The organism is Cryobacterium sp. Y50 (assembly GCF_002929805.1).
Taxonomy (GTDB): Bacteria; Actinomycetota; Actinomycetes; order Actinomycetales; family Microbacteriaceae; genus Cryobacterium.
In genome coordinates this window covers 21,097-36,572 of the sequence record NZ_PJJM01000093.1, presented here as the reverse complement: position 1 = coordinate 36,572, position 15,476 = coordinate 21,097, and the positions used below count along the sequence as shown (strand labels likewise).

Here is a 15,476-nt window from a genome sequence, read left to right as displayed (position 1 = left end):
GTGTGAACTAGCGTCGGTGTGAACTAGCGTCGGTGTGAACTAGCGTCGGTGTGAACTAGCGTCGGTGTGAACTAGCGTCGGTGTGAACTAACTTCGAAGACAGACGTACTTTCAGCATTACCCGCAACACTGTTATCGCAGGTGTTCGTCGCACCTCCCTGACCTCTCGTCTTAAACACTGAGTCTGAACAGGAGTAGTAATGGCCTCCCAAAAATCGGTCACCCGTTCCACAAAATTGGGGCCTGAGGAGCGGGGCGCCGCTCTGGCCAAGCTCAAAGACAAAGAGCTCGACATTCTTGTCGTCGGCGGCGGTATTGTCGGTGCCGGGGCCGCCCTCGATGCCGTCACGCGCGGTCTGAGCGTGGGTATTTTGGAGGCGCGGGACTGGGCGTCTGGCACATCGAGCCGGTCGTCCAAGCTCGTGCATGGCGGCATCCGCTATCTGGAGCAGCTGGACTTTCGTCTGGTGCGCGAGGCGCTCACCGAGCGGGGTCTGCTGCTGCAGCGCATCGCGCCGCACTTGGTAAAGCCGGTGCGGTTTCTGTACCCGCTCAAGAAGCGCTTCACCGAACGGTTCTACATCGGTGCCGGCATGCTGCTCTACGACATCTTCTCCTACACCGGCGGGCGCCCGCCGGGCGTGCCGCACCACCGCCACCTGTCGAAAAGTCAGGTGCAGAAGCTTATTCCGAGTCTCGCTAACGACGCCCTGGTCGGCGGCATCACCTACTACGACGCCCAGGTCGACGACGCCCGCTACGTCTCGTCTCTGGTGCGCACCGCCTCGTTCTATGGTGCCCACGCGGCCAGCCGGGTGCGCGTCGAAGGCTTCATCAAGGTGGGGGAGCGCGTCGTCGGCGTGCGCGCCCACGACCTGCAGACCGACGAACACTTCGAGGTGCGGGCCAAACAGGTCGTGAACGCGACCGGGGTCTGGACTGACGACACCCAGCGCATGGTCGGCGAGCGTGGAACCTTCAAAGTGCGGGCGTCGAAGGGCGTGCACCTCGTGGTGCCGCGCGACCGGTTCCAGAGCGCGATGGGACTGCTGCTGCGCACAGAGAAGAGCGTTCTGTTCGTTATCCCGTGGGGCCGGCACTGGCTCATCGGCACGACCGACACCGACTGGTACCTCGACAAGGCGCACCCGGCCGCGACGGCGGCCGACATCGATTACATCCTCGAACACATCAATGAGGTTTTGACGGTACCTCTCACCCGGGAAGACGTCGAGGGTGTCTACGCGGGTCTCCGTCCGCTCCTGGCCGGCGAGAGCGACCAGACCTCCAAGCTCTCCCGCGAACATCTCGTCGGACACTCCGTTCCCGGCCTCGTCGTGATCGCCGGTGGCAAGTGGACCACCTACCGCATCATGGCCAAGGACGCAGTGGACGCTGCGGTCTCGGCCCTCGATGGCCGCATTCCTGCTTCGGCGACCCAGGACATCCCCCTGCTGGGGGCTGAAGGGTACCAAGCCGCCTGGAACAAGCGCGGCAAGATCGCCAAGGCGTTCGGCCTGCACACGGTGCGCGTCGAACACCTGCTCAACCGGTACGGCACCCTCACCGACGAGCTGCTCGACCTGATTCGCGCTACCCCGGCGCTCGCCGAACCGTTGCCCGGCGCCGACGACTACATCGGCGCCGAAGTGGTCTACGCGGCCTCGCATGAAGGCGCACTGCACCTCGAAGACGTGCTCGCTCGGCGTACCCGCATCTCGATCGAGGCGTGGGATCGCGGGGTGTCGGCCGCACCGGTCGCGGCAGTGCTCATGGCCGGCGTGTTGGGCTGGGACCAGGAGCGTATCGACCGTGAGGTAGGGTTCTACCTCACCCGGGTCGCCGCCGAGCGCGCTTCGCAGGAGCAACCGGACGACGAGTCCGCCGACCGGGTACGCCTGGAAGCCCCCGACATCGTGGTGACTACCTAGCGCGCGCAGCTGCCGCGCTGGAGCAAAAGCGGCTCCGGTAGAATAGGGGGACTGCCCTTATAGCTCAGGAGTCATGACAATGGTTGATGTTCGGCGGGTCAAACTTCCCGGCGTGGGTGTATTGCACACCTTTATCACAGATGACGGTGGCAAGGTCGGCGTCATCGCCCACCGATCCGGCCACAGCGATCTCATCACCTTTGCCGATGATGAAGGCGGCCCCGACGCGAGCAAGGTCTCGCTGAGGCTCAACGAAGACGAGGCGCACACCCTCGCCGAGTTGCTCGGCGGCACCCAGATCACCGAGTCGCTCAGCGCCCTCGACCAGATCCCTGGCCTCAGCATCGATTGGTTCACCGTCGACTACGAAGACCACATCGCCGGCCAGGCCCTCGGCAATCCGGCCGACCGTGGCATTGCGGGTCTCACTGTTGTCGCCGTCGTGCGCGGTGAATCCGCTAATCCGGCCCCCGCCGCCGACTTCAAGGTCTTCCCCGGTGATACCCTCGTCGTCGCCGGCTCGCCGGAAAAAGTCGTCAAGGCCTTCGCTTTCTTTCGTACCGGTGAAGTGAAGGCCAAGACCGTCGACGCTCCACCAGCGGGGTAAGCGATGCACTTGGGCGAAGACCTCCTCGTTCTCGGCATCCTCCTCGTCGTCGCCTACGTTCTTGGCCGCTTGGGCAAGGTGATCGGGCTCCCCACCATCCCCATCTACATGATCGTGGGCGTGCTCGCGAGCCCCAACACCGACTTCTTCCCCCTCGACTTTCAGTCCGGCGATATCGAGCTCATCGCCGTGTTCGGCCTGATCCTGCTTTTGTTCAGCCTTGGCCTCGAGTTCGACCAGGAAGAGTTCTTCGGTAACGCCAAAACGCTGATCATCTCCGGTGGATCCTGGATTCTCATCAACATGGGAGCGGGCTTCGTGTTCGGCCTGTTGGTCGGCTGGGGACCACGCGAGGCCCTCGTCATCGCTGGCATGACCGGCACCTCGTCGAGCGCCATCATCACCAAACTCCTGATCGAGCTGCGACGCTTAGCCAATAAAGAGACACCGATGATTCTCGGCGTGACCGTCGTGGGTGACATCTTCATCGCGATCTACCTCTCCATCGTCTCCGTCGTGCTCAGCGGTAAGACCGAGATCTGGCCGATCGTGCTGCAGCTGTCCATCGCGTTCCTCTTTCTGGTCGCCATGTTCTCTCTTGCCCGCTGGGGTGGCCGGGTGGTGTCGCGTCTCATGCGCACCAAGGATGACGAACTGTTCACCATTTTGTTCTTCGGTCTGGTCGTGCTGTTCGCCGGCATCGGCGAGATCATCGGCGTGACGGATGCCATCGGCGCGTTCCTGATCGGCGTCGTGCTCGGCGCGAGCAGCTACCGCGCCAAGATCGAACGTGTCGCCGTGCCCCTGCGCGATATCTTTGCGGCGTTCTTCTTTCTCAACTTTGGTCTCGCCCTCGATATCGCCCAGTTCGGTTCGGTGATCGGCGTGGTGCTCATCGCCATCGGGATGACCTTTGTGCTCAGTCTGCTGTCGGGCGCACTGCTGGCGTGGCTGCACAAAATGGGGCCACGCGAAGCCCTCAACACCGCGGCGATCTTCGTCAACCGCGGCGAATTCACCCTGATTCTGGCGACCCTGTCGGTATCGGCCGGGCTCGATCCGCGCCTGCAACCGTTCGCCGGCCTGTACGTGCTTTCCATGGCCATCCTTGGCCCGCTGTTCGCGGCGAATTCGGAGAAGATCGGGTCGGCGTTGCGCCGCCGGGTGCCGGTATCCGTTTCTACGGGGGCAGCGCGCAATCCGATGCGGGGCGAGGAAATCGCGCTCGTCGAGGCGGCGACGGCGGCGCAGGCCGCGGACGCCGACGAGTACGCCCGGCGGGCAACCAAACGTGGCTCGGTCAATTCTCAAGCTACGGAAGATACGGTTACAGAAGCGAAACGCTTAGACTCAATGGCCGATTTCGCGCTCGGCCAGCACACCCCAGATCCCGATGATGACGCCGACAGACCGGCACGCAAACCCGGGCGAGAAACTCACACAGGTGACTATTCGTGATCAGAATGATGCTGCGCCCCCGCTGGGTGCTCGCGCTGCTGCTGGCCCTCGGCATCGCCGCGGCATTCGCCCTGCTCGGACACTGGCAGCTCGAGCGTGCCATCGAGTCCGGCGTCGTGGTGGAGCGAGCGACCGAGCAGGTGAAGCCCCTCGCCGAAGTGGCGCAGCCCGACGGCACGGTGACCCAGATCGCGACCGGCCAGATGGTCACGACGAAGGGCTCCTGGGTGCCCGGTGACGAGCAGCTCATCACCACGCGGCTCAACGGCGGCATCGATGGCTTCTGGGTGGTTAGCCATTTTCAAACGGATGCCGCCACCAGCATCGCCGTCGCGCGCGGCTGGGCTCCAGACCAGGCCACCGCCCAATCGGTCATCGAGGTACTCGAAAAGGAACCGGCTAACGCTCCCGTCGCGCTGAACGGACGCTTTCTCACCGGCGAGGCCCCGGAGCTGCCCGACCCGGAGGGCGACTCGATGGAAATGACCAAGGTTGCGCCATCCGCTCTGATCAATTTGTGGGCCGATTTCAGCGACGAGTCGGTCTATTCTGGCTACATCGTCGACAGTGAGGCCGCCGCCGGCCTCGACCTGATTGATTCCCCGGTGCCCGAAGTCGACCAGTCGCTGAACTGGCTGAACATCTTCTATGCCATCGAGTGGGTCGTCTTCGCCGGCTTCGCCGTGTTCCTTTGGTACCGTCTGGTACGCGACGCCCTGGAGCGCGAAATTGAAGACGCCGAAGCCCTCACTGCTGGCGCGTAGAATTAGGCACATGCCTCGTCTACCCAAGCCCGCCGATATCTCCAGAATTCCCGGTGCACTGCGGCTGTACCAGGTGTCATCGACCATCACCGGTGTCTTCCTGCTGCTGCTCTGCATCGAAATGGTCATCAAGTACGGCTTCGGCCACGAGATCGAGATGGGTGGTTCGCAGGGGTTCCTCGCGATCGTTCCGACCGACACGGTGGCCGCGATCAACCTCAGCACCGGCATTCTGATCGCGCACGGCTGGTTCTACGTGCTCTACCTGTTCGCCGACTTCCGCCTCTGGAGTCTCATGCGCTGGCCGTTTTGGCGCTTCGTGCTCATTGCTTTCGGCGGCGTCGTCCCCACCCTGTCCTTCATCGTGGAAGTCCCCGTTGCTCGCACGGTGAAGCGCTTCCTCGCCGAGAATACCGAAAAGACCGCGGCAGTTGCCGAGGCGGCGAAGGCCCAGGCATGACCATTTCAGCGGATGTCCCAATCGCCGACTCAGGGCTGGATCGCCCCGTTCTCGTGGTCGACTTCGGTGCGCAGTACGCGCAGCTGATCGCACGGCGCGTGCGTGAGGCATCCGTCTATTCGGAGATCGTGCCGCACACCATCACCGCCGCCGAAGTTCTCGCCAAAAATCCGCGTGGAATCGTGCTGAGTGGTGGCCCGTCGAGCGTCTACGCCGACGGCGCGCCCGCCTTCGATGCGGAGATCTTCGAGCTCGGCGTGCCCGTGCTTGGCATTTGCTATGGCTTTCAGGTGATGGCGACCGCCCTCGGCGGTACCGTCGCCCATACGGGAGCCCGCGAATACGGCTCGACCCCGGTCGTCGTCAGTAACGCCGACAACGTGCTGCTGGCCGACCAGCCCAACAGCCAAACGGTCTGGATGAGCCACGGCGACTCGGTCGCTACCGCGCCGGCGGGCTTCACTGTGCTGGCCTCGTCGACCTCCACCCCGGTCGCAGCGTTCGCCAATGACAAGAAGCGGCTCTACGGCGTGCAGTGGCACCCGGAGGTCAAGCACTCCGAAAACGGCCAGCACGTGTTGGAGAACTTTCTGCACCGCGCCGCGGGCATCAACCCCGACTGGAACAGCGGTAACGTCATCGCTGAGCAGGTCGCCAAGATTCGTGCCCAGGTCGGCACCGGCAAGGTCATCTGCGGCCTGTCCGGCGGAGTCGACTCCGCCGTGGCCGCGGCCCTGGTACACAAGGCCATCGGTGACCAGCTGGTCTGCGTTTTCGTCGACCACGGCTTGCTGCGCGAAGACGAGCGTCGGCAGGTTGAAGAGGATTACGTCAAGGCCACCGGCATCCGCCTGGTCACTGTCGACGTGCGTGAGCAGTTCCTCGATGCTCTGAAAGGCGTGAGCGACCCGGAGACCAAGCGCAAAATCATCGGCCGCGAGTTCATCCGTACGTTTGAGCAGGCCCAGGCCGAACTGATCGAAGAGGCCAAGGAAATCGACGGCGACCCGATCCGTTTCCTCGTGCAGGGCACGCTCTACCCCGATGTCGTCGAATCCGGCGGCGGCAGCGGTACCGCCAACATCAAGAGCCATCACAACGTCGGCGGCCTGCCCGACGACCTCAAGTTCGAACTGGTCGAACCGCTGCGCACCCTGTTCAAAGATGAGGTGCGCGCGATCGGCGCCGAGCTCGGCCTGCCAGCCGAAATCGTGCAGCGCCAGCCTTTTCCCGGCCCCGGCCTGGGCATACGCATCGTCGGTTCAATCACCCAGGAACGCCTCGACCTGCTGCGCAAAGCGGACGCGATCGTGCGCTTCGAACTGACCGCCGCCGGCCTCGACCGGGAGATCTGGCAGTGCCCGGTCGTGCTGCTCGCCGACGTGCGGTCAGTGGGCGTGCAGGGTGACGGCCGCACCTATGGTCACCCCATCGTGCTGCGACCCGTGTCGTCGGAAGACGCCATGACCGCTGACTGGACTCGCCTGCCCTACGATCTGCTGGCCAAGATTTCGAACCGCATCACTAACGAGGTAGATGGGGTAAACCGTGTCGTGCTCGACGTCACGTCGAAGCCGCCGGGAACCATCGAGTGGGAGTGATCTCACCGCACCGTCAAAGGCAGTAGCGTGACAGGAAGGGTCGGCTCGCGGAGAGTCGGCCCTTCCTGTGTACCCGGCGTGGGCATCCGTTCGTGGGCGCCGTCGCCTGGCCAGCGCCCTGCTACGGTAATCGGCGTAGCGGCTACCCATATCGGGTGCGGCGGCCATCAATTTGTTGGGCGGGATTGTGGGGGATGACGACGGCTGCGAGCAGAGCACAGCATGCGAAGACAGCGCCGCCGACGGCGATCGGAAGCGGCAGGCTGACGACGGCCAACAGGCCGCCGAGGGCAGAGCCGAGTGCCAGCCCGAGAAAGCTCAGCATATGAGATGCCGCGTTGATGCGGCCGCGGAGCGCGTCGGGCACGAGTCGCTGTCGCAGCGAGGTGGCGCAGATTCCCCACACCACGGCGTGGAGGATGTAGACCGTGAGCAGCGCTGCGGCGATGATCCCATTCGTGGTGATTGAGAGCGTGAAGAGTGACATAGCGCCCGTGACGAGGCTTGCGATAATTGTGCGTCGGAAACCGACCCACGCTCGGATCCTCGCGGTCGTGAATGATCCGACCAGGCCGCCGAGCGCTGAAATGGCGAGGATCAACCCGTAGCCCAGGCTGTCGAGCTGTAGCCGCTCCTCAGCGAACAGAACGAGGATCGAGAACGGGAGCATGTAGCCCACGCTCGCGAGGGCGCCGATCAGGCCGAGTCCACCAACGGTGCGGTTGCCGGCCAGCCAGCGGGCACCCTGCAGGGCCTCGCGAAAAATGGGCCGGCGCGGCGTCAGTTCAAAACGTGAATCACCGATCCGGCGCATTGGTAGTGCCAGTGCGAGAAGTCCGGCGGCAGCCCAGAGTCCGCCCATGAGGTACATGGGAGCCGCGGCCGCGACGGCAAACAGGAGTCCGCCGAGCGGCGGTCCTGCGAACTCGTCGGCAATCAGTTGCGCGGCTGAGATGCGACCGTTAGCGCGATCGAGCTGTTCTTCGGGCACGATCGAAGGCAGCAACGAAACGGATGCGTTGTCCGCCGCGCTCTCCAGCGTTCCGATCACAGCAAACACGGCATAGAGCAGCGACAGGTTTGCAACTTCCAGGTGCACGGAGACGGCCAGGGCGATCACGACGAGCCCGCGGATGAGGTTGGCGGTGATCAGCATTGTGCGCCGGTCGATCCGGTCGACCCAGACCCCGATGGGCAGCGCGACCAGCAGCCGAACCAGGGCGTAGGTGGTCGCCAGTCCGGCGACGAGCCGCGGATCGTCGGTGAGCGATGCCGCCAGGAGCGGCATCGAGATGAACGCGATTCCGTCGGCCAGATTCGAGGAAGCACTTGCCGCCCAGAGCGCTCGAAATGGGCGACCGAGCGACATGACCCCGAGTCTAGGGCAGGCGCCCCGCTGCGCTCAGGGCAAACCTCGGTCTCCCGGCGTCAGGCGGTGCGTTTGACTCGACAGATGACGCCCGCACTCATTCCTGGCCGCGAGATCGGCGAGCGACTCGTGGCACAACGGCGAGTACCTGGCGTGTTGGGAGATCATGACCAGACCTGAACTTCGTGACTGGGCGGCGAGCGACCGACGATTCCAATGCTCGGAAGTGGTCAGCCGTTGTCGGGCGCGGTGAGGCGGTCATCGTGCATCGTCGCGGCAACGAGGTGCGTCTCACCCTGCGCTCGCTCACGCGGGCGGCACCCCAGCAACCGTGGCGTACTCTCTACCCGCTGCTTAGCGTCGCTCAACTAGTTGCGCGTCGGCGCTACCTGCGGTCGCTCCGCAGATCGGACGGCGTCGCGATTACGTCCAGGTTGTGCTTCGTCGTCGCCGAATCAGAAACTCGTGAAACTTCGGTGCAGTGTATTCGTAGATGCCTTTTTGCAACCGGTACACCACTCCCTGGTCGGCCAGCCTGCCCATCAAGACGTTGACGTTTCCCTGTTTTCGAGATGTGACCTGGTGTATGTCGGCCGTCCGCAACGGCGGATACTCGCAGGCTCCGGTCAGCAGGAGAAGGTCTTGCTCGGCAGGCGTGAGCGAGTCAAGCCGGGGCGCGTAGAAATCGTGGTCCAAGCGCTTGAAAATCGCCTCGCGAAGGCCTTTCAGTAGGTCCACAGTCAAGACGTCCGATGAGGTGTCGATGGCATCCTCCCAGAGCTCGGCACCCCACAACTGCACGAAATACGGATATCCTTCTACGTCGTCCATGACGGCGCTCACGAGATCGTCGGTGGCTTCTTTGCCTGTGCCATCCAGGGGACGGAGGAACGCTTCACGGGTCTGGGCGCGCGTTAGGCGGCCTACCTCTTCACCGCGGAACATGCGCTCGCTGTATGTGCGAGCCTGGAGCAGGTTCGCAATCAGCGTAGGCAGGCCGCACAGCACGAGTGCAATTGGCACCTGTTGTTCCTGTAGCGAGTTGATTGCGGCAATGAGCAGTGAGAGTGGATGCTGCCCATCACGGTCCTTGTCGTCGACGAGTACTTGCGCCTCGTCGAGCATCAGGACAAGTCCTCCCTTTCCGGATTTCACGGCGATCCGAACCGTATCCAGAAGGTCGGAGGCAAGATCGGATTCCTTGGAAGTGGCTGAACCGCCCAGAGACACGGTGACGTCCTCAAACGTCATTGTCGCCAACGCTCGTGCACCACTGATGACGGCCTCCGTCTTCTGACGAAGGCTCTCGGTCCGTGAAACCTGGGCCTGAACCTCCAGTAGAAGATCGTGGAGAATTGCCACGATGGCTTCTTCGCGATTGTGCCGCGGCTCCAACTGCAACCGGCCGACAGCCCAGTTGAGCTCTCCCTTGGTGACTTCTTCGAAGCGCTTGAGCAACACGGTCTTCCCCACGCCACGGAGTCCCGTGATGCGATAGTTGGCCGGGATTTCGGGCGCTCCCCGGAGTATCGCCCGCAAGATTCTTTCCTGACTCTCCCGCCCAGCAAGAAAGAGAGGAGTGTTCGCCGCTCCGGGACGATATGGATTCTTGATGAGAACTCCCCGGTCACTCGGTTCTAACAAATACTTGTTCTTATCCAAGATAATAACAGATTTCCTTTAGAAGCGAGTAGCCGGGCGGCGAGTGTGGCGGAAGTCCTGGGTGCTCGGCGTGCTCAACATTGGGGCGTTCTTCGCCCTGCTCTTCATCGCGGCGTACCGGTTGCCCGGCGGAGTGGCCGCCATCGTTTGTGGCCTGCAGCTGCTCGTTGTGGTATTCCTCGCCAGCAAGGTTCTCCACGAGCGGATGACCGGGCGCGTGCTGGTGAGCGGCGCGGCTTGAGCGCTCGGTGTGAGCCTCATCGTGCTTCAATCGCAGGCGAAGCTGGACGCTGTCGGAATCCTGGCCGCGGTCCGCGGTACCGTCTGCATGGCGTCCGGCATCGTGCTCTACGTCGCCTGGTTCCACGGCATCGCACGCCTGCCGGCCAGCACCATTGCGTTCCTGGGACTGTTGAGCCCGGTCGTGGCCATCCTGCTTGGCTGAACGATCGCCGGCGAGCACCTGGTCCCGATTCAGATCGCGGGGATCGTCATCGTGGCCACGGCCCCAAAACCGGCCGGTTCTCTGCACCGTCGCAGCAACATCCGCAGCGCGGGCATCCGCTGGCTCAGTCTTTGGGGGCTTTGATATAACGCCGGATAGCGTGGACGACGACGTAGGCCAGTCCGAGGAGCACGATGGCGCTGCCGATGTAGCCGAACGTGACGGTCAGGCCGTTTGCTTCGAGCGGGAGCAACGCGTGCAGTTCAGTGAAACTCATGACTTAAGCCAACCACAGTGCGGCGTGCGCGGAGTACGAAAAAGCGCCCGCGTTCAGAGAACGAGGGCGCCTAATCGAATGCGGCTGCGGCTACTCCCGGGTGAGGACGAAGATGCGCAGCATTTCGACGTAGAGCCAGACAACGGTCATTATGATGCCAAAGGCTCCGGTCCAGCCGTATTTGCGGGGCAGGTGGTTGTTGACGCCCTTCTGGATGAAATCGAAGTCGAGCACGAGCGAGTACGCGGCCAGCAGCACCGCGAGCAGTCCGATGAGGATGCCGAGCTTGATGTCAAAGCCGAGAATGCTGATGCTCGTACTACGCATACCGAAGGCCTGGTCGGTGCCGCCGAAAATCATCATTCCCACGTTGATGAGCGAGAATGCGGCGTAGCCGATCATGGCGATCAAGAAGATCTTGGTGGCCTTCTTCGAGGCGCGAATCTTGCCGCTCTTGAACAGTGCCAGCGTGACGGCGACGACGACGAGAGTGGCGAGAACCGCCTGCAGTACGACGCCCCCGTAGATGTCTTCAAAGACGCGGGAGATGCCACCGACGAACAGGCCCTGGGCCCCGGCGAAGGTGAGGATCAGCGGAGCCGACGGCTCCTTCTTGAAGGTGTTGACCAAGCCGAGCACGAACCCGGCGATGGCACCCAGAATGAACAGGAACGGCAGCACCGGGGTGGCGACCCAGGAGATCATCGCCGCCACGAGCAGCAGCGCGAAGCCGAGGCCGGTCTTGGTGATGGTGTCTTCGTAAGTCATGCGTTCGGTGTCTTGTGAACCGGCGGATGGCCGGTTGTACATCGACTGCAGATCGTTGTCAGAGAGGGCCTGCGACGACGCCACTGCGCCACGAGCGCCGAACGCTTCGTTGCGGGAGAAAGCGGGGTTGGAGGATGCCATGGGTTGCTGTACTCACAATCAGCTGGTGGTGTATTCGGGTGTGCGGGCGAACCGACACGCAGCGCCTGGTGCGGCACTGTATTAAACCTATCGGAGAGCGCTTTCGAATGTGCTGTGGATCAGCCGATTTGCAGCATTCCGGGCGGTATTAGGCAGCGTTTCGCTGCAAGCGAATGCCGGCCCCAGTATCCGTTCTTCCGCTGCCGTTAGCCTGAAACCATGCAACCGATCATCATTGGCCACCGAGGAGCGAGCGGTTACCGTCCCGAACATACGCGCTCAGCTTTTAATTTGTCCTTCGCCCTCGGCGCCGACGCCGTCGAACCCGACCTGGTCGCCACCCGCGACGGTGTGCTCGTCATTCGCCACGAAAACGAAATCTCCGGCACAACAGATGTGGGCACTCGCGCCGAATTCGCCGCTCGCCGCACCGAGAAGCTCGTTGACGGCAAGCTGGTCACCGGCTGGTTCACCGAGGATTTCACCTGGGCCGAACTGAGCACCCTGCGCGCCCGGGAACGGTTGCCCGCTCTGCGGCAGCGCAACACGACCTTCGACGACCAACAGCCGATACTGCGCCTGCGCGACCTGTTCGACCTTGTCGACGCCGCTGCTGAGCAGACCGAGCGGGTGCTCGGGATCGTCGCCGAGATCAAGCACGCCAATTATTTTGCCGGGCTCAGCCTGCCGTTGCCGGAACTCTTCGCGGCCGAGGTCTCTGCGGCCGGCTGGAACACCGATCGGCTCACCGTCGAGAGCTTCGAACCGAGCGTGCTCGCTCAGGTTCGGGCTCAGGGCGTGCGCAGCAAACGCATCTTCCTGCTCGAAGACGAAGGGCACCCGGTCGACCAGGTCGCGGAGTACGGTGCCGGCGCGCTTAGTTACGCCGACCACCTCACGGCCGACGGACTCGCGAGCCTCGCCGCCGGCCGCTCGTCTGGCGGGTCCCGCAGCAGCATGGGCTCCAGTACTGCTACGAGTGATATCGGCGTCGACGGCATCAGCGTGCCCAAATCGCTCATCCTCGAAACGGATGCCGCGGGTGAAGTGACCGGGGCATCCGCTCTGGTGGACGATGCCCACGCTGCCGGGCTCAAGATCTACTGCTGGACCCTGCGGCCGGAGAACAAGTTTCTGGCGAAAACCTTTCGCAGCGGCACCCGCAAGGGGGACTTCGGACACTGGCAGTCGGAGTTCCGCGTCATTCTCGCCTCCGGCATCGACGGGGTGTTTGCCGACCACCCGGATCTGGCCGTGCACGTGCGCGACGACCTGCGCTGACCGGACCGTGTGTCAGGGGCCTCGCCTACACTGGAAACTGACATGATCACACCTCTTAACGCGGAATCCGCGCCCGCAACCGCCGGCCGCTCGGCCACGCCGATCATTCTCGACGCGTCTGAAAAAGCGGCTAATAGCTACGCAGGCACCGGCAGCAGCGCGCAGAGCCCGCTACTCGACGGGCTCAACCCGCAGCAGAAAGAAGCCGTCGAATACCGCGGCCAGGCGCTGCTCATCATCGCCGGCGCCGGTTCGGGCAAGACCAGTGTGCTCACCCGGCGCGTGGCGAGCCTGCTCGAAACCCGCGATGCCTGGCCGAGCCAGATCCTCGCGATCACCTTCACCAACAAGGCCGCCGCCGAAATGCGCGAGCGGGTGTACGCCATCCTCGGCCAGGCGTCGGACGGCATGTGGATCAGTACGTTCCACTCCTCTTGCGTGCGCATTCTGCGCCGCGAAGCCGAGAAGATCGGCCTTTCCCGCACGTTCAGCATCTATGACTCGGCCGACAGCAAGGTCACGCTCAAGCGCATCATCAAGGGCCTCGACGCCGACACTTACGGCTTCACGCCTGGGTCGGCTGGGGCAAAGATTTCCAAACTCAAGAACGAGCTCGCCGACGCCGATTCTTACGCGCGCAACGCGAACATGAGCGACCCGCAGGAAGTCATGTTCGTCGAGATATTTCGGCAGTACTCCGCCCGGCTGCGCGCCGCGAGCGCCCTCGACTTCGACGACCTCATCGGCGAGACGGTCTACCTGTTCCGCGCGTTCCCCAAGGTCGCCGCGCTCTACCGCCGGCGGTTTCGGCACCTGCTGGTCGACGAATACCAAGACACCAACCACGCCCAGTACGCCCTCGTGCACGAGCTCACCCGTCCGGTCACGGCCGAGCTCGCGCAGGAGATGGAAGACGACGGCGTGCACGTGCGCAATTTGCGCGACGGCAGTGGTGCCATTCCCGGCGCCTCGCTCACCGTGGTCGGTGACTCCGACCAGTCGATCTACGCCTTCCGCGGTGCGGACACCCGCAATATCAGCGGATTCGAGCGGGACTACCCGGGCGCCAAGGTGATCCTGCTCGAGCAGAACTACCGGTCGACCCAGAATATTCTCTCGGCGGCGAACGCGGTGATCGGCCACAACTTCGACCGTACAGACAAGAAGCTGTGGAGCGCGGGCGGTGACGGCGAGAAGATCGTCGGCTACACCGCGTACTCCGGTCACGATGAGGCCCAGTTCGTCTCCGATGAGATCGACATTCTGCACCGGGCCGGCATGGCCTACCGCGACATGGCGGTGTTCTATCGCACCAACGCGCAGACCCGAGCGCTCGAAGAGATTCTGGTGCGGTCGGCCACGCCATACCGGGTGGTCGGCGGAACCAAGTTCTACGAGCGCGCCGAGATCAAGGATGCCCTGGCCTACCTCATCGCCGTCGCCAACCCGGTCGATGAACTCGCGCTACGCCGCATTCTGAACACCCCCAAGCGCGGCATCGGCCCGGCCACCGAGACCGGGCTGTCGAGCTTCGCCGACGACAACGAGCTCACCTTTCGCCAGGCCATGCGCAACTCTGCCGCGCTCGGCCTTGGACCCAAGGTGACGGGCGCCATCCTCAAGCTCGCCGAACTACTCGACGCCGCCGCGCTCATGCTCGTGCCGACGTCGGTCACCGATGACGGTGTGCCGGTCGGTGCTGCCAACGTTTCTGAGGTGCTCGAGTTTCTGCTGAACGGCAGCGGGCTGCTAGCCGTGCTGCGGGGTAGCCGCGACCCGCAGGACGAGGTGCGGGCCGAGAACATCGAGGAGCTCGTCGCCCAGACCAAGGACTTCAACAAGGAGAACCCCGACGGCGGACTCGTCGACTTTCTCACCCAGGTGTCGCTCGTGGCCGCGGCCGACGATCTCGACGACGCCTCGGGCACGGTCTCGTTGATGACCCTGCACACCGCGAAAGGCCTCGAATATGAGGCTGTGTTCCTCACCGGCGTCGAGGAAGGGCTACTGCCGCACCAGATGTCGGCGAACGAGCCTGGCGGCCCGGCCGAAGAGCGCCGCCTGTTCTACGTGGGCATCACCCGCGCGCGCAAGCGACTTTACCTCTCGCTCGCCATGACCCGCGCCCAGTTCGGCGACATTAACGTGGCGATGCCGAGCCGCTACCTGCAGGAGATCCCGGCCGAGCTGATCGACTGGAAGCAGTCGCCGGGCATGGCCAACTCGCGCGGCGGCACCCAGCCGCGAGCGCTCAATGCGCGCCGCGATGGCGGCTTCGGTGGCTTTGGCAACTCCCTCAACAGCGGTTCCAACACTGGCTCGAGCGACGGTTACGGCGGACGGAGCGGGTACGGCAACAGCGTGAAGCAGACCGGTCTGCCGCCGGGCAAGCCGAAGACCGAGTGGGCGAACAAGATCACCGGCACGATGCGCGACAACGGCACCCTCGAGCTCGCGGCGGGTGACCGCATTCGCCACCACGACTTCGGCGAAGGCCGGGTCAACCAGGTCACCGGCGAGGGTACCAAGCGCATCGCGCACGTGCAGTTCGACACCGCGGGTGCCAAAAAGTTGTTGATCAAGATCGCCCCGATCGAAAAGATCTAGCGTGCTTGTTGCGGTAGCGCTCGAAGCAGTGCTCGAGGCATTGGTGACACACAGGCTGTTCACAGGCTCTCGATAGCTGTTCGAGGGACGCCCGCCCGATGCTCT

At 63.7% G+C, this 15,476-nt stretch carries 14 protein-coding genes; 10 read left to right on the top strand and 4 right to left on the bottom strand.

Annotated features, from left to right (window positions below; all coding sequences use genetic code 11):
• Positions 1 to 200 precede the first annotated feature (200 nt).
• The 6 genes from CXY73_RS11645 (at position 201) to guaA (ending at position 6,821) form a co-directional block, all read left to right on the top strand.
• Positions 201 to 1,931, top strand: a complete 1,731-nt coding sequence (locus CXY73_RS11645; RefSeq protein ID WP_104136455.1) for a glycerol-3-phosphate dehydrogenase/oxidase — start codon at positions 201 to 203, stop codon at positions 1,929 to 1,931.
• Positions 1,932 to 2,004: 73 nt separating this feature from the next.
• On the top strand, positions 2,005 to 2,538 hold the full coding sequence (locus CXY73_RS11640) for a cation:proton antiporter regulatory subunit (protein WP_233198287.1): 534 nt from the start codon (positions 2,005 to 2,007) through the stop codon (positions 2,536 to 2,538).
• A 3-nt stretch (positions 2,539 to 2,541) separates the two neighbouring features.
• Positions 2,542 to 3,996, top strand: a complete 1,455-nt coding sequence (locus CXY73_RS11635) for a cation:proton antiporter (protein ID WP_104136460.1) — start codon at positions 2,542 to 2,544, stop codon at positions 3,994 to 3,996.
• A gap of 5 nt (positions 3,997 to 4,001) precedes the next feature.
• Positions 4,002 to 4,760 carry an SURF1 family protein gene (locus CXY73_RS11630; RefSeq protein ID WP_104177803.1) on the top strand — a complete coding sequence of 253 codons (759 nt, stop codon included), beginning with the start codon at positions 4,002 to 4,004 and terminating at the stop codon, positions 4,758 to 4,760.
• Positions 4,761 to 4,770: 10 nt separating this feature from the next.
• A complete protein-coding gene (locus CXY73_RS11625) occupies positions 4,771 to 5,220 on the top strand; it encodes a DUF3817 domain-containing protein (RefSeq protein ID WP_104136464.1) in 450 nt (149 codons plus the stop codon).
• On the top strand, positions 5,217 to 6,821 hold the full coding sequence (guaA, locus tag CXY73_RS11620) for a glutamine-hydrolyzing GMP synthase (RefSeq protein ID WP_104177802.1): 1,605 nt from the start codon (positions 5,217 to 5,219) through the stop codon (positions 6,819 to 6,821). The genes CXY73_RS11625 and guaA overlap by 4 nt, the downstream gene beginning before the upstream one ends.
• Before the next feature lie 142 nt (positions 6,822 to 6,963).
• On the opposite strand, the gene CXY73_RS11615 is transcribed toward guaA, so the two are convergent.
• Both CXY73_RS11615 and CXY73_RS11610 read right to left on the bottom strand, forming a co-directional pair.
• Positions 6,964 to 8,190, bottom strand: a complete 1,227-nt coding sequence (locus CXY73_RS11615; protein WP_104177801.1) for an MFS transporter — start codon at positions 8,188 to 8,190, stop codon at positions 6,964 to 6,966.
• A 423-nt stretch (positions 8,191 to 8,613) separates the two neighbouring features.
• Entirely contained in the window at positions 8,614 to 9,834 is a 1,221-nt protein-coding gene (locus CXY73_RS11610) for an AAA family ATPase (RefSeq protein WP_255411384.1), read from the bottom strand.
• A gap of 61 nt (positions 9,835 to 9,895) precedes the next feature.
• Here CXY73_RS11610 and CXY73_RS11605 point away from each other — a divergent pair, with 61 nt between their 5' ends.
• Together CXY73_RS11605 and CXY73_RS11600 are read left to right on the top strand one after the other, a co-directional pair.
• Positions 9,896 to 10,093 carry a hypothetical protein gene (locus CXY73_RS11605; protein WP_104177799.1) on the top strand — a complete coding sequence of 66 codons (198 nt, stop codon included), beginning with the start codon at positions 9,896 to 9,898 and terminating at the stop codon, positions 10,091 to 10,093.
• A gap of 21 nt (positions 10,094 to 10,114) precedes the next feature.
• The gene (locus CXY73_RS11600; protein ID WP_146071737.1) at positions 10,115 to 10,297 is read left to right on the top strand and encodes a hypothetical protein; all 183 of its coding nucleotides are present in this window, start codon (positions 10,115 to 10,117) and stop codon (positions 10,295 to 10,297) included.
• A gap of 124 nt (positions 10,298 to 10,421) precedes the next feature.
• On the opposite strand, the gene CXY73_RS21985 is transcribed toward CXY73_RS11600, so the two are convergent.
• Positions 10,422 to 10,574: a hypothetical protein gene (locus tag CXY73_RS21985; RefSeq protein ID WP_158253099.1), complete on the bottom strand. Its 153-nt coding sequence runs from the start codon at positions 10,572 to 10,574 to the stop codon at positions 10,422 to 10,424.
• Positions 10,575 to 10,664: 90 nt separating this feature from the next.
• Positions 10,665 to 11,483: a Bax inhibitor-1/YccA family protein gene (locus CXY73_RS11595; RefSeq protein ID WP_104136480.1), complete on the bottom strand. Its 819-nt coding sequence runs from the start codon at positions 11,481 to 11,483 to the stop codon at positions 10,665 to 10,667.
• 219 nt (positions 11,484 to 11,702) lie between these two features.
• Between CXY73_RS11595 and CXY73_RS11590 the strand changes: the two genes are divergently transcribed.
• Positions 11,703 to 12,764, top strand: coding sequence for a glycerophosphodiester phosphodiesterase family protein (locus CXY73_RS11590; RefSeq protein ID WP_104177797.1), 1,062 nt, complete (start codon positions 11,703 to 11,705; stop codon positions 12,762 to 12,764).
• A 42-nt stretch (positions 12,765 to 12,806) separates the two neighbouring features.
• Complete coding sequence (locus CXY73_RS11585; protein ID WP_104177796.1) at positions 12,807 to 15,371, top strand: ATP-dependent helicase; 2,565 nt, start codon at positions 12,807 to 12,809, stop codon at positions 15,369 to 15,371.
• The last annotated feature ends 105 nt before the right edge of the window (positions 15,372 to 15,476 follow it).

What these genes read in the sequence shown, in the direction of transcription:
- CXY73_RS11645 (WP_104136455.1), top strand. Translation starts at nt 201, where the DNA reads ATGGCCTCCCAAAAATCGGTCACCCGTTCCACAAAATTGGGGCCTGAG.
- CXY73_RS11640 (WP_233198287.1), top strand. Translation starts at nt 2,005, where the DNA reads ATGACAATGGTTGATGTTCGGCGGGTCAAACTTCCCGGCGTGGGTGTA.
- CXY73_RS11635 (WP_104136460.1), top strand. Translation starts at nt 2,542, where the DNA reads ATGCACTTGGGCGAAGACCTCCTCGTTCTCGGCATCCTCCTCGTCGTC.
- CXY73_RS11630 (WP_104177803.1), top strand. Translation starts at nt 4,002, where the DNA reads ATGATGCTGCGCCCCCGCTGGGTGCTCGCGCTGCTGCTGGCCCTCGGC.
- CXY73_RS11625 (WP_104136464.1), top strand. Translation starts at nt 4,771, where the DNA reads ATGCCTCGTCTACCCAAGCCCGCCGATATCTCCAGAATTCCCGGTGCA.
- guaA (WP_104177802.1), top strand. Translation starts at nt 5,217, where the DNA reads ATGACCATTTCAGCGGATGTCCCAATCGCCGACTCAGGGCTGGATCGC.
- CXY73_RS11615 (WP_104177801.1), bottom strand. Translation starts at nt 8,190, where the DNA reads ATGTCGCTCGGTCGCCCATTTCGAGCGCTCTGGGCGGCAAGTGCTTCC.
- CXY73_RS21985 (WP_158253099.1), bottom strand. Translation starts at nt 10,574, where the DNA reads ATGAGTTTCACTGAACTGCACGCGTTGCTCCCGCTCGAAGCAAACGGC.
- CXY73_RS11595 (WP_104136480.1), bottom strand. Translation starts at nt 11,483, where the DNA reads ATGGCATCCTCCAACCCCGCTTTCTCCCGCAACGAAGCGTTCGGCGCT.
- CXY73_RS11590 (WP_104177797.1), top strand. Translation starts at nt 11,703, where the DNA reads ATGCAACCGATCATCATTGGCCACCGAGGAGCGAGCGGTTACCGTCCC.
- CXY73_RS11585 (WP_104177796.1), top strand. Translation starts at nt 12,807, where the DNA reads ATGATCACACCTCTTAACGCGGAATCCGCGCCCGCAACCGCCGGCCGC.